Annotated in this window: 12 protein-coding genes; 8 read left to right on the top strand and 4 right to left on the bottom strand. The window is 69.8% G+C overall.

Annotation, left to right across the window (positions count from 1 at the left end):
* Positions 1 to 6: 6 nt before the first annotated feature.
* A complete protein-coding gene (locus ACDP63_RS14940; RefSeq protein WP_024843891.1) occupies positions 7 to 504 on the bottom strand; it encodes an Lrp/AsnC family transcriptional regulator in 498 nt (165 codons plus the stop codon).
* A gap of 108 nt (positions 505 to 612) precedes the next feature.
* Between ACDP63_RS14940 and ACDP63_RS14945 the strand changes: the two genes are divergently transcribed.
* The 7 genes from ACDP63_RS14945 to ACDP63_RS14975 all read left to right on the top strand — a co-directional run bounded on the left by ACDP63_RS14945 (position 613) and on the right by ACDP63_RS14975 (position 7700).
* Positions 613 to 873 carry a hypothetical protein gene (locus ACDP63_RS14945; protein WP_147277960.1) on the top strand — a complete coding sequence of 87 codons (261 nt, stop codon included), beginning with the start codon at positions 613 to 615 and terminating at the stop codon, positions 871 to 873.
* On the top strand, positions 851 to 2104 hold the full coding sequence (locus ACDP63_RS14950; RefSeq protein ID WP_024843892.1) for a 3-methyl-2-oxobutanoate dehydrogenase (2-methylpropanoyl-transferring) subunit alpha: 1254 nt from the start codon (positions 851 to 853) through the stop codon (positions 2102 to 2104). Before ACDP63_RS14945 ends, ACDP63_RS14950 begins: the two co-directional genes overlap by 23 nt.
* Position 2105: 1 nt before the next feature.
* A complete protein-coding gene (locus ACDP63_RS14955; RefSeq protein ID WP_024843893.1) occupies positions 2106 to 3122 on the top strand; it encodes an alpha-ketoacid dehydrogenase subunit beta in 1017 nt (338 codons plus the stop codon).
* 1 nt (position 3123) lies between these two features.
* A complete protein-coding gene (locus ACDP63_RS14960) occupies positions 3124 to 4431 on the top strand; it encodes a dihydrolipoamide acetyltransferase family protein (RefSeq protein WP_024843894.1) in 1308 nt (435 codons plus the stop codon).
* A 3-nt stretch (positions 4432 to 4434) separates the two neighbouring features.
* Positions 4435 to 5823 (top strand): dihydrolipoyl dehydrogenase, encoded by a 1389-nt coding sequence (gene lpdA, locus ACDP63_RS14965; RefSeq protein ID WP_024843895.1) that lies wholly within the window; start codon positions 4435 to 4437, stop codon positions 5821 to 5823.
* Positions 5824 to 5869: 46 nt separating this feature from the next.
* Positions 5870 to 6580: an adenosylcobinamide amidohydrolase gene (locus ACDP63_RS14970; protein WP_051419602.1), complete on the top strand. Its 711-nt coding sequence runs from the start codon at positions 5870 to 5872 to the stop codon at positions 6578 to 6580.
* A 103-nt stretch (positions 6581 to 6683) separates the two neighbouring features.
* A complete protein-coding gene (locus ACDP63_RS14975) occupies positions 6684 to 7700 on the top strand; it encodes a GSU2403 family nucleotidyltransferase fold protein (protein ID WP_024843897.1) in 1017 nt (338 codons plus the stop codon).
* Here the strand turns inward: ACDP63_RS14975 and ACDP63_RS14980 are convergent.
* Both ACDP63_RS14980 and ACDP63_RS14985 read right to left on the bottom strand, forming a co-directional pair.
* Positions 7697 to 9043 carry a sigma-54-dependent transcriptional regulator gene (locus ACDP63_RS14980; RefSeq protein WP_024843898.1) on the bottom strand — a complete coding sequence of 449 codons (1347 nt, stop codon included), beginning with the start codon at positions 9041 to 9043 and terminating at the stop codon, positions 7697 to 7699. The genes ACDP63_RS14975 and ACDP63_RS14980 overlap by 4 nt on opposite strands.
* The gene (locus tag ACDP63_RS14985; RefSeq protein ID WP_024843899.1) at positions 9040 to 10725 is read right to left on the bottom strand and encodes an ATP-binding protein; all 1686 of its coding nucleotides are present in this window, start codon (positions 10723 to 10725) and stop codon (positions 9040 to 9042) included. Before ACDP63_RS14985 ends, ACDP63_RS14980 begins: the two co-directional genes overlap by 4 nt.
* A gap of 206 nt (positions 10726 to 10931) precedes the next feature.
* Here ACDP63_RS14985 and ACDP63_RS14990 point away from each other — a divergent pair, with 206 nt between their 5' ends.
* Complete coding sequence (locus tag ACDP63_RS14990) at positions 10932 to 12299, top strand: dicarboxylate/amino acid:cation symporter (RefSeq protein ID WP_024843900.1); 1368 nt, start codon at positions 10932 to 10934, stop codon at positions 12297 to 12299.
* Positions 12300 to 12351: 52 nt separating this feature from the next.
* Here ACDP63_RS14990 and ACDP63_RS14995 read toward each other — a convergent pair whose 3' ends face one another.
* Positions 12352 to 13362: a LacI family DNA-binding transcriptional regulator gene (locus tag ACDP63_RS14995; protein WP_024843901.1), complete on the bottom strand. Its 1011-nt coding sequence runs from the start codon at positions 13360 to 13362 to the stop codon at positions 12352 to 12354.
* Positions 13363 to 13454: the final 92 nt, after the last annotated feature.

Raw genomic sequence — 13454 nt, forward strand, 5'->3', positions numbered from 1 at the left:
GCCGCGTCAATCCGTTTCGGCCAGCAGCGGCAGGATGCTGCCGCGTTCCTTCAGGCAGCGCAGGGTGAAGATCGAGCGGGCGTTGCGGATCCCCGGCACCCGGTAAAGCTTGCGGCGCAGAAACTCCTCGTAGCCGCGGGTGCCGCTGACCGCGACCTTCAGCAGGTAGTCGTATTCGCCGGTGGTCAGCCAGACCTCCTGCACCTCGGGGATGGCGGCCATGGCGCGGCCGAACTCCTCCAGCACCTTGTCGTCGTGCCGCTCCAGCGTGATCTCGATGATGACGGTTTCGGCGGCGCCCAGGCGCGACTGGTCCAGGATGGCGCTGTAGCCCTTGATGACGCCCTCGGCCTCCAGCCGGCGGGTGCGCTGCCAGCAGGGGCTGGGCGACAGGCCGACCTTTTCGGCAAGCTGGCTGTTGGACAGCCGCCCGTCGCGACTCAGCGCCCGCAGGATCCTGAGGTCGATCGCGTCAAGCTGGCGCGTGGCAGAAGGTCCACTCATGTCTTACCGGGTTTATCAGAAGAATCTTTTGCATTTTGGCTGATAGCCGGAAACAAAGAAAGAAGATTTTGCGACGATCTGTGGCATCATCCGCTTGGGAGGAACGGGATGGAACATCTTCACGTCGTCAGTTTTCCGACCGGCGCGCCGCCGGAACACCTGGCGCGCGCGCCGGGCGCATTGCACCGCAACGGCGACCGGCAATACAGCCGGGCGCTGCATAGGGCGTGCCGCTCTGCGGCGGGCATCCCGGCGCAGACCGGCCTGGCCCGGATACCCGGCATCCGCGACATCCGCGGCAGCGTGGCCCGATCCCATCCCGTTCCCCAAGGCAAAGGAGGTGCCGATGCAGAGGCCAGACCCGAATGACTATCCACCGCTTGGCCTTGTGGTGCCCGAGCCCGAGGTGCGGCCCGGCGGGCAGCCGGATTTCTCGCATGTCGCGATCCCGCGCGCCGGCACGGTGCGCCGCCCGCCGGTCGATGTCGATCCCGAGGAGATCCGCGACCTGGCCTTCACCATCATCCGCGTCCTGAACCGCGAGGGCCAGGCCGTCGGGCCCTGGGCCGAGGCGCTGGAGATCACCCCCGACGACCTGCTGGAGGGGCTGCGCCACATGATGACGCTGCGCATCTATGACGCGCGGATGCTGAACGCGCAGCGCCAGCAAAAGACCAGCTTCTACATGCAGCACCTGGGCGAGGAAGCGATTTCCTGCGCCTTCCAGCGGGCCCTGGCGCCGGGCGACATGAACTTCCCGACCTATCGCCAGGCCGGGCTGCTGATCACCGCCGGTTATCCGCTCAGCTCGATGATGAACCAGATCTTCTCGAATTCCGAGGATCCGATGCGCGGCCGGCAGTTGCCGGTCTGCTATTCCTCGCGCGAGCATGGCTTCTTCACCATCTCGGGCAACCTGGCCACGCAGTTCATCCAGGCGGTCGGCTGGGCCATGGCCTCGGCCATCTCGGGCGACCGCAAGATCTCGGCGGCCTGGATCGGCGACGGCTCGACGGCAGAGAGCGACTTCCATGCCGCGCTGGTCTTTGCCTCGACCTACAAGGCACCGGTGATCCTGAACATCGTCAACAACCAGTGGGCGATCTCGACCTTCCAGGGCATTGCGCGCGGAGGTTCGGGCACCTTTGCGGCGCGCGGGCACGGCTTCGGCATCCCCTCGCTGCGCGTCGACGGCAATGACTACCTGGCGGTGCTGGCGGTGGCGAAATGGGCGGCGGAACGCGCCCGGCGCAACCTGGGCCCGACGCTGATCGAATACGTCACCTATCGCGCTGGCGGGCATTCGACCTCGGACGATCCCTCGGCCTATCGCCCGGCCGAGGAAAGCGCGGCCTGGCCGCTGGGCGACCCGATCCTGCGGCTGAAAAACCACCTGATCGCGCTTGGCGTCTGGAGCGACGAACGCCACCAGCAGGCCGAGGCCCAGATCCTGGCCGAGATCACCGAACAGCAGAAGCGCGCCGAGGCCATCGGCACCCTGCACCACGGCCAGCACCCCAGCCCCGCGGACATGTTCGAGGATGTCTATGCCGAGATGCCGCCGCATCTTCTGAAGCAACGTCACGAGGCGGGGTTCTGACATGGCACGCATGACGATGATCGAGGCCATCCGCGACGCGCTGGACGTGGCCATGGGCGCCGACCCCTCCGTCGTGGTCTTCGGCGAGGATGTGGGCTATTTCGGCGGCGTCTTCCGCTGCACCGCCGGCTTGCAGGCGAAATACGGCAAGACCCGCTGCTTCGACACGCCGATCAACGAATCCGGCATCGTCGGCGCCGGCATCGGCATGGCCGCATACGGGCTGAAGCCGGTGGTCGAGATCCAGTTCGCCGACTACATGTATCCCGCCTATGACCAGATCGTGTCCGAGGCGGCGCGGCTGCGCTATCGCTCGGCCGGGCAGTTCACCTGCCCGATGGTGGTCAGGATGCCCACCGGCGGCGGCATCTTCGGCGGCCAGACCCACAGCCAGAGCCCCGAGGCGCTGTTCACCCATGTCACGGGGCTCAAGACCGTGGTGCCCTCGAACCCGCGCGACGCCAAGGGGCTGCTGCTGGCCGCCATCGAGGATCCCGACCCGGTGATCTTCATGGAGCCGAAGCGGCTTTACAACGGGCCCTTCGACGGCCATCACGACCGGCCGGTCACGGCCTGGAAAAGCCATGAGCTGGGCGAGGTGCCCGAGGGGCATTACACCGTCCCGCTGGGCAAGGCGGTGCTGCGTCGGCAGGGCCGGGCGGCCACGGTGCTGACCTATGGCACCATGGTCCATGTCGCGCTGGCCGCAGCCGAGGAATCCGGCGTCGATGCCGAGGTGATCGACCTGCGCACCCTGCTGCCCTTGGACATGGAAACCATCCTGGCCTCGGTCAACAAGACCGGCCGCTGCCTGGTGCTGCACGAGGCGACGCTGACCTCGGGCTATGGCGCGGAGCTGGCGGCGCTGGTGCAGGCGGAGTGCTTCTGGCACTTGGAAGCGCCGGTCCGGCGGGTGGCGGGCTGGGACACGCCCTATCCGCATACGCATGAATGGAGCTATTTCCCCGGCCCCGCACGGGTGGCCGAGGCATTGCGTCAACTGGTCGAGGTGGCCTGAGATGGGTATTCACGCAATCCGCATGCCCGATATCGGCGAAGGCATTGCCGAGGCCGAGATTTCCGAATGGCTGGTCAAGCCCGGCGATGTCCTGCGCGAGGACGACCCGATGGTCGCCGTGATGACTGACAAGGCGACGGTGGAAATCCCCTCGCCCGTCACCGGCACGGTGGTCTGGCAGGCCGGGCAGCCCGGCGACGTGATCGCCGTCGGCGCCGAGCTGATCCGGCTGGAGGTGGACGGGCCGGGCAACGTGGCCGGCGACGCGACCGGCGACGCCGCCCCCCCGGCACCGGCGACGGCCGAAGCATCGGGCCCATCGCGACAGGCCGAGACAGCGCCGCCCGATCCAGAGCCGGCGGAGGCGAAGGCCGAAGCCGCGACAGAGCAGCCCGCCCCGAAACCGGCAGCACGCCCCGCCGCCACCGCCGCGCCCCTGCGCCCCGAGGGCGAAAGGCCCATCGCCTCGCCCGCCGTGCGGGCGCGGGCCCGCGAGGCGGGGGTGGACCTGCGGCTGGTGCGCGGCTCGGGTCCGGCGGGCCGGATCGGGCACGAGGATCTGGACGCCTTCATCGCCTCGGGCGGCATCCCCGCCCCCTCGGGTCCGCAGCCCGACAATTCGGTCGAGGAGATCCGCGTCATCGGCCTGCGCCGCAAGATCGCCGAGCGGATGGAGGCCGCGAACAGCATCCCGCAGATCACCATCGTCGAGGAAATCGACGCCACGGCGGTCGAGGATCTGCGCGGCCGGATGAATGCGCAGGCCAAGGGCGCGCGGCTGACGCTGCTGCCCTTCATCGCCCGCGCCATCGTGCGCGCCGTGCACGACCAGCCGCTGATGAACGCGCATTACGATGCCGCGGCCGGGCTGATCCGCCGCTTTGGCGGGGTGCATATCGGCATCGCCGCGCAGACGCCCTCGGGGCTGATGGTGCCGGTGGTCCGCCATGCCGAGGCGCTGGACCTGCGCAGCCTCGCCTCCGAGATCGGGCGGCTGGGCACGGCCGCCAAGGAGGGCACGGCAAAACGCGACGAGTTGGCCGGCTCGACCATCACCATCACCTCGCTGGGGCCATTGGGCGCCATCGCCTCGACCCCGATCCTGAACGTGCCCGAGGTCGCCATCGTCGGCGTCAACCGGCTGGCGGTCCGGCCCCACTGGAACGGCGCCGCCTTCGAGCCGCGCAAGATGATGAACCTGTCGTGCAGCTTCGACCACCGGGTGATCGACGGCTGGGACGCCGCCGTCTTCGTGGCGCGGCTGAAAGAACTGCTGGAAACCCCGGCGCTGATCTTCGTGGAGGGCTGAGCGATGCGCGAGATCCAATGCAGGCTGCTGGTAATCGGCGCCGGTCCGGGCGGCTATGTCTGCGCCATCCGCGCCGGGCAACTGGGCGTCGATACGGTGGTGGTTGATGCCGAGCCGCCCGGGGGAACCTGCCTGAATGTGGGCTGCATCCCCTCGAAGGCGCTGATCCATGCGGCCGAGGAGTTTCATCGTCTTGCGCAGCTTTCCTCGGCGCCTTCGATGGGAATTTCGGCCGGTCCGGCCCGGCTGGACCTGGGGGCGACGATGGCCTGGAAGGACGGCATCGTCGAGCGGCTGACCGGCGGGGTCGCCACGCTCTTGCGCAAGGCCAAGGTGCGGCTGGTGACGGGCCGGGCGACGGTGCGCGACGGCAAGACCGTGCTGGTCGAGACGCCCGAAGGTCCGGTGCAGATCCGCACCGAGGTGCTGGTCATCGCCACCGGCTCGGAGCCGATCGAGATCCCGGCGCTGCCTTTCGGCGGCAAGGTCATCTCCTCGACCGACGCGCTGGCGCTGACCGAGGTGCCGGGCCGGCTGGCCGTGGTCGGCGGTGGCTATATCGGGCTGGAGCTGGGCATCGCCTATGCCAAGCTGGGCGCCGAAGTGACGGTGGTCGAGGCCGCGCCGCGCATCCTGCCGCAATACGATGCCGAACTGACGCGGCCGGTGGCGCAACGCCTGACCCAGCTGGGCGTGCGGGTGCTGACCGGGGCGCGGGCCGGGGGGCTGTCGGACAGCGGCGCGCTGCGCGTCGCCGGCGTGGACGGGGCCGAGGACATCCAGGCCGACAAGGTGCTGGTGACGGTGGGCCGCCGCCCGCGCGCGACCGGTGCGGGGGTGGCGGGGCTGCGGCTGGAGATGGCCGGCCCCTTCATCCGCATCGACGAGCGCTGCCGCACCTCGATGACCGGCGTGCTGGCCATCGGCGACGTGACCGGCGAGCCGATGCTGGCCCATCGCGCCATGGCCCAGGGCGAGATGGTGGCCGAGCTGGTCGCCGGCCAGCGCCGCGCCTGGGACAAGCGGGCGATCCCGGCGGTCTGCTTTACCGACCCCGAGATCGTCAGCGTCGGCATTTCCCCCGAGGAGGCCGCGGCGGCCGGGCGCGAGGTCGTGACCGGCCTTTTCCCCTTTGCTGCCAACGGCCGGGCGATGACGGCGGGCGACGAGGCGGGCTTCATCCGCGTCACCGCCCGGCCCGATACGCATGAGGTGCTGGGCATCCAGGCGGTCGGCGCCGGCGTGGCCGAGATGGCCGGCGGCTTTGCCCTGGCGCTGGAGATGGGCGCCCGGCTGGAGGACATCGCCGGCACCATCCACGCCCATCCGACCCGCGGCGAGGCGCTGCACGAAGCCTGCCTGCGCGCGCTTGGCCACGCGCTGCATATCTGAAAGGGGCATTGATCGCCGCCCCGCGATGGCGCAAACCCCTGCCGGCATGGGCACAGGAGGGATTGCGGTGGCACGGGTGGATTTGCGGGTCACGCTGGCCTCGCCCTGGCTGGGGGCCGATCTGGGACGGGTGCGGCGCGTGCTGTCCTTTGCCCCGCATCGCCCCGGCTTTCGCAGCGCCCGGCATATCCTGATCCGCCAGGTCCGCGACGCCGACCTGGCCCCGGACCTGGATGCCATGGGCTGGCTGGGGGCCGAGATGGCGCGGATCGGCCATGGCGGCGACGTGGGCATGATGACCTCGCGCGGCTTGCACCATCACCGGCTGGCCCATGCCGGGCCGGTGGCCTGCCTGGCCACCGTCGGCCTGGGCAATGCCGAGCGGGTGGGCCGGCGCCGCATGGTTTCGCCCGGCGGCTACGGCACGATCAACATCGCCCTGCTGGTCGAGGAGGGGCTGACCGATGCCGCCATGATCGAGGCGCTGAGCATCGCGGCCGAGGCCCGCACCGCCGCGGTGATGGATGCCGGGATCGCGTTGCCGACCGGGCGTGCGACCGGCACCGGCACGGATTGCATCGCGGTCGCCTGCGATGCGGGCGGTGTCGCATTCGCCGGGCTGCACACCGCCTTGGGCGAGGCCATCGGCGCCGCGGTGCACGAGGCCGTGCTGGCAGGCGCCCTGGCCTGGGTTGCCGAGCATGGCGCCGAGCCGGCCCTGGCAGTGCCAGGTTGCACGGGAGCATTGGGTATTTAAGGAACGAAGAAGATGGGCTTGACTACCCCACATATTTTTTCTTGTGGGGCAGGTTTTGGGGCGCTATCCTGCCCCACGGGAAAAAATCCGTGGGGTAGCCTTCATGGCGCAGCATCTTTCGCCGGTGGCGGTGGCGGCCTGGACCGATCTGCTGCGGCATCTCAAGGATGCGGCGGTCAGCGAGCTGCGCGGCGTGCCGCGGCTGAAGAAGGTCGGGCGGAAGGGGTATTGGTATGACCATTTCCGCATCGGCGACCGCACCCTCGACCGCTATATCGGCGAGGACGGCGAGGAATTGCGCGCGCGGCTGGAGCGGCTGGAGAGCCTGCGCGAGGCCGAGAAGCAGAGCCAGCGCGAACGCGCGCGCCTGATGCGCATCCTGCGGGCCGAGGGCTGCCTGATGACCGACCGCGGCTCGGGGCAGGTGATCTCGGCCATGGCGCGGGCGGGGGTATTCCGCCTGGGCGGCACGCTGGTCGGCACCCAAGCCTTCCGCTGCTACGAGGGCGAGTTGGGCGTGCGCATCGGCTTCGACCAGGCGGCGATGACCGACGATATCGACATCGCCAGTTTCGAACGGCTGTCCCTGGTGCTGGGCGACCAGGTGACCGAACCGCTGGCCGAAGTGTTCCGCGAGTTGCGCTTTGCCCCCCTGCCCTCGGTCGAGGGGCAGCGGGTCTGGCGCTGGCGCCAGGGCGAGCAGCAGACGCTGGTCGAGTTCCTGACCCCCTGTTTCGACGGCACCGAGGGGCTGCGCGACCTGCCGGCGCTTGGCGTCTCGGCGCAGAGCCTGCATTACCTGAACTTCCTGATCGCCGAGCCGATCCGGGTGCCGCTGCTTTACCGCGCCGGTTTCCTGATCCAGGTGCCGCGGCCCGAGCGTTACGCCATCCACAAGCTGATCGTCGCCGACCGCCGCCGCGACGGGCCCGATACGCTGAAGGCGCGCAAGGACCGGGCGCAGGCCGAGTTCCTGATCGAGGTTCTGGCCGAGGAGCGCCCCGAGGAATTGCACGACGCCTATGAGACGGCGATGGCGCAGGGCCCGTCCTGGCGCGCACGGCTGGCCGCGACGCTGGCGCGGATGCCGCATCTGCGCCAGCGGCTGGCTGCGCTTTAGCCGGGGCGGAAGTCGGCGGGCTTGATGCCGTGGCGCGCCAGCTTGTCGTAGAAGGTCTTGCGCGGCAGGCGCAGCCGCGCCATCGCCTGGGTGGCATTGCCCTGCGCGAGCCGCAGCGCCTCGCGGATCAGTTCGGCCTCGTATTCCGCGACCAGATCCGACAGGCCCGGCGCGTCGCCGCCTTCGGCCGGCGGATCGAAGGGGGTCAGGCCGAGCGCATGGCTTTCGGCGAATTGCCGCAATTCGCGCAGGTTGCCGGGCCAGCCATGGCCGGCCAGCCGAGCCTTGACCGCGCCCGTGACCGGCGCCACCGGCAGGTTCAGCCGCGCCGCCGCTGCCAGCAGGAAATGCCTAAACAGCGCGGGGATGTCCTCGCGCCGCTCGGCCAGCGGCGGCAGGGTCAGGACGGCGCCCGACAGCCGGTAGTAGAGGTCGCTGCGAAATGCCCCCTCGCGCATCAGCCGTTCCAGGTCGGCACGGCTCGAGGCGATGACGCGCAGGTCCAGCGGCCGCGGCGCGGCGCTGCCGGGGGGCTGGATCTGGCCCACCTCGATCAGCGCCAGCAGGCGGGCTTGCAGCGCGGGGGCAAGCGCGTCGATCTCGTCCAGATAGAGCGTGCCGCGATGCGCGGCCTCGAGCCGGCCGGGCGCGCGCGGGGTGCGGCCCTGCGGCTCGGCGCCCAGCATCTCGGATTCGAAACGCGCCTCGTCCAGCGCGGCGCAGGCGACAGGAACGAAGGCGCGGGCGCGGCGCGGACCCTGGCGGTGGATGGCGCGGGCCACGGTTTCCTTGCCCGAGCCGCCGGGGCCCAGGATCAGCACGTCGCCCCCCGCCTCGGCCAGCCGCGCCACGGTCTCGCGCAGGTGCTGCATGAAGGGGCTTTGCCCGATCAGCCGGGTCTCGCGCGCGGCGCTGTCCTGTTGCTGGCGGCGCAGGGCGCGGTTTTCCAGCACCAGGGCCCGGCTGGAGGCCGCACGCGCCAGCGCCGCCGCCAGCGTGCCGCCGCCGACCGGCTTGGCCAGGAAGTCATAGACCCCCTGCTTCAGCGCCGCGACCGCCATCGGCACATCGCCATGCCCGGTCAGCAGGATCACCGGCAGGTCGGGGTCGAGCGCGCGGATGCGTTCGAACAGCTGGAACCCGTCCATGCCGGGCATGCGCACGTCCGACAGCACCACGCCGGGCCAGTCCGGGCCAAGCCCGCCAAGCGCCGCGGCCGCATCGGTGAAGGCTTCGGCGCGAAAACCCGCCAGGTGCAGCGCCTGCATCTGCGCCTCGAGCAGGTCGGGATCGTCATCGACAAGGCGGACAAGCGGGGTATCGGGGGTGGGTGTATCGGTCATGCGGCTTTCGGCAGGTCCAGGTGGAAAGTGGCGCCCTGCCCTTCGCGCTGCGGCCCGGCCGTCAGGCTGCCGCCGAAATCCCGCGCGATCTCTTGCGAGATCACCAGGCCCAGGCCCAGCCCCTCGGGCTTGCTGGTGGCGAAAGGGGTGAAAAGCTGGGCGGCGATCTGCGGCGACAGCCCCGGCCCGTTGTCCGATATGCTGAGCCGCAGCACCGGCCCGTCGTCCTGCAGCGCGATGCGGATTTCCGGCTCGGGCCGGCCCTCCAGCGCCTCTTGCGCGTTCTGGATCAGGTTCACCAGCACCTGCTCCAGCCGCACGGTCTCGGCCATGACCCGCAGGCCGGGCGGGATCTGGGGCAGGACCAGGCGGATGTCCTGCGCCCGCCGCCGGCTGGCGGTCAGAAGCAGCGCCGCATCCAGCGCATCCTTGAGCGCGACCGGACCCAGCTCGCCCGTAGCCTTGCGGGCAAAGCCGCGCAGCTCGGTGGTGATCTGGGCGATGCGGTCGGTCATGCGCAGGATCTGGCCCAGGTTGCGGTCCAGGTCGGGCGCCTCTGCCGGCAGCATCTGCCGGCCGTTCTCGGCCAGAAGGCGGATGGTGGCCAGGGGGGTGTTCACCTCATGCGCGACGCCGGCGGTGATCTGGCCCAGCGTCGCCAGCTTGTTGGCCTGCACCATCTCGCTCTGCAATTGCGCCAGCCGCTGCTCGGCCGTGCGGCGCTCGCGCATCTCGGCGGTCAGGTCGCGGGTGCGTTCCTCGACCGCGCGCTCCAGGTCGGCGCGATAGCGGCGCTCGGCGTCCATGCGGCGGGCGGCGCGGGTGCGGGCCCGCGCGGCCGAAACCCCGCCCGCCAGCAGCAGCGTGAACAGGAAGCCGACGGTGCCCATCGCCAGCAGCCCCGCCCGCACCGCCTCGGTCCCCGGCGCGTGGATCCACAGCACCCAGCCCGCCCCCGGCACCGCGCGCCGGGCCGAGACCTGCCCGGCCGGGATCGGCGGCAGGGGCGCAAAGCGCAATTGCGGCGCGCTGGACAGGATCACCTGCCCGGCCGCGTCCGCAACCAGCGTGGTCTCGGCCGCCTGCGCCCAGCCCTGTTCCATCGCGTCGAATTCCACCTTCACCACGATGACGCCCAGGGGCTCGCCCCTCTGCGGCACGTCGTGAGACAGGTAGAGCCCCGGCCGGCGGCTGACGGTGCCAAGCGCGAATTGCGTCGCCTCGCCCCGCAGCAGCGCCTCGCTGAAATAGCTGCGGAAGCTGTAGTCCGAGCCGACGAAACTGTCGGGATCGTGCCAGTTCGAGGCAGCGATGGCCATGCCGTCGCGATCCAGCAGGTAGATCACCGCGCTGCTGGTCTGTTCCTGCAACCGCTCCAGCTTTTCCGACACCCGCGCGACATTGGCGGGCGACGGCTCGGCCAGCGCCTGAAGCACGGCGGCATCGTCGGACAGGACCGTGGCCACCGCGCGCTGCTTGGCCAGCACGCTTTCCAGCGTCTGCACCCGGCTTTGCGCGCTGATCTCCAGCCGCTCGATCAGGGCGCGGGCGGCATTGCCATGGGCCAGCCGAAAGGTCAGCGCCATCGCCGCCAGCAGGGCCAGCGCCACGGCGACGGCGAGCGTCAGCCGCCACAGCATCGGGCTGGGTCTCTCGCCTTGCGAATCGGTTGTGGCAGCCATGGATTCCCTTGCGGTCGGGCTTTGTGCGGATTTCCACACTAGCAGATCCGCACTGTGCGGAAAACCACACGGATTTGACCGGCGCCCTTGGACAAAAAGCCATGATTACAATGCATTGCTGTCATGCGCCGGGTTTTTGGGCGCCGCGGCCCGCGAATTTATCATGGCGGTCACATCATCGTCATACGCAGGTTGGAGGAGGCCCCATGCACATCGACACCACGGCCGCGCCGGTCGCTCACGCACCGCGGCCCTTTTACAGGCATCTCTATTTCCAAGTCCTTTGCGCCATCGCCGCCGGCGCACTGATCGGGCATTTCTATCCCGAGACCGGCGAGGCGCTGAAGCCGCTGGGCGACGCCTTCATCAAGCTGGTCAAGATGATCATCGCCCCGGTCATCTTCCTGACCATCGTCACCGGCCTGGCCGGCATGGGCACGCTGAAGGGCGTGGGTTCGGTCGTCGGCAAGGCCTTCGGCTATTTCCTGACCTTCTCGACCCTGGCGCTGATCGTCGGGCTGATCACCGCCAATGTCATCCGGCCCGGTGCCGGCATGAACATCGACCCGGCGACGCTGGATGCCAGCAAGGTCTCGGATTACGCCGCCAAGGCGCATGAATCCTCGCTGACCGGCTTTGTCATGGACATCATCCCGTCCACGATCACCTCGGCCTTCGTCGACGGCAATATCCTGCAGGTGCTGTTCGTCGCCATCCTGTTCGGCATCGGCCTGATCCTGATCGGCGACAAGGGCAAGCCGGTCGTGGCGCTGTTCGAGGCGATCAGCCATGCCGTGTTCCGCATGGTCGACATCCTGATGAAGGCCGCGCCCATCGGCGCCTTCGGCGCCTTCGCCTTCACCATCGGCAAATACGGCATCGCCTCGGTGGTGAACCTGGCGACGCTGGTCGGCACCTTCTACCTGACCTCGGCCCTGTTCGTCATCGTGATCCTGGGCACGGTCTGCATGCTCAACGGCTTTTCGATCTTCCGGCTGATCTCCTATCTCAAGGCCGAGATCCTGCTGGTGCTGGGCACCTCCTCCTCGGAATCCGCCCTGCCCTCGCTGATGGAGAAGATGGAGAAGGCCGGCTGCAAGCGTTCCGTCGTCGGTCTGGTCGTGCCCACCGGCTACAGCTTCAACCTGGACGGCACCAACATCTACATGACGCTGGCGGCGCTGTTCATCGCCCAGGCCACCAATACCGACCTGACGCTGCAACAGCAGATCCTGCTCTTGCTGGTCGCCATGCTGTCGTCGAAAGGCGCGGCGGGCGTGACCGGGGCGGGCTTCATCACCCTGGCCGCGACGCTGTCGGTGGTGCCCACGGTGCCGGTCGCCGGCATGGCGCTGATCCTGGGCGTGGACCGCTTCATGTCGGAATGCCGCTCGATCACCAATTTCATCGGCAATGCGGTGGCCACGGTCGTCGTCAGCCGCTGGGAAGGCGCGCTGGACCGCGAACAGTTCGACCGCGTGCTGGCCGGCGAGGCCGGGGCCGAGGTCGCCCCGATCCACGACCTGCACGGCGCCCCCGCCGGGCTGCGCCTGAACGAGGCCAGCGCCGACTGAACCGACCCATATCGCAGCAAGGGGGGCGTCCGCAGGGGCGCCCTTTGGCCATTCAGGGCGGCGGCGCCGTCGTCTCGCGCGCCATCATCAGCGGCGCCAGCAGGGTCACGGCCGGGATCTCGCACCCGGCGATGCGGTCCAGGATGGTCCGCGCCGCCTTGCGGCCGATCTCGCGCTTGGGCTGGCGGATGGTGGTCAGTGCCGGGGCCAGGTGCGAGACCAGCTCGATATCGTCAAAGCCGACAATGGACACGTCGCGCGGCACAAGATGCCCGGCGCGCTGAAGCCCGGCCATGAAGGCGCAGGCCATCTCGTCGGAAAAGGCGAAGATGCCGGTCGGGCGGTCCAAGGGCGGCAGGGCCTGCCAGGCCAGCGCCGCCTGCTGCCCCGATTGCAGGGTGAAGTCGCCGGGAAACTCGGTGATCCGCGCGTCGCCCGCCGCCTCCATCGCGCCCTCGCGCCGGGCCTTGTGCAGCACGTTGCCGGGCGGGCCGCCGATCAGGCCGATATGCGCGTGGCCAAGCGCGCGCAGATGCGCCACGGCCAGCCGCCCGCCCTCGCGATTGTCCAGCATGACGCGGGGCAGGTCCGCGCCCTCGATCCATTCGCAGGCGGTGATCACCGGCGGCAGGTCCGCGCGCCCGGCCAGGTCGCCAAAGGGCGCGAGCCCGTCCAGCAGGATGATCCCGTCCGCCCGCGAGGGGTCGAGGAACCGGTCCAGCCGCCTATGCCGCCCGCTATCCTCCAGCGTATCGGCGACCAGCAGGTCATAGCCGGCGCCGGCCAGTTCCCGGCCCATGCCGTCCAGGATCTTGGCAAAGAACGGGTTGCCCAGATTGGGCACCAGCGCCACGACGCAGCCGGTCCTTTGCTTGCGCAGGTTTCGCGCGGCGTGGTTCATGCGATAGCCGGTCTCGGCCACCGCCTGCATCACCGCCTCGCGCGTGGCCTCGGCCACCACGCCCGGATTGGACAGCACCCGGCTGACGGTCGAGGCCGACACGCCCGCGCGCCGCGCGACATCCGACAATCTGGCCCGTCCGGGCGGGGTCCGGCTTTCCATCACCCAAGGTTACGCGCCCGGCGCGGCCCGGCGCAAGAAAATGTTTGCAATCGATTGCAGACAAGTGCAGCCTGACCCTTGAGGAGAGAGGG

It is taken from the genome of Paracoccus sp. P2 (genome assembly GCF_046335115.1).
GTDB lineage: Bacteria > Pseudomonadota > Alphaproteobacteria > Rhodobacterales > Rhodobacteraceae > Paracoccus > Paracoccus pantotrophus.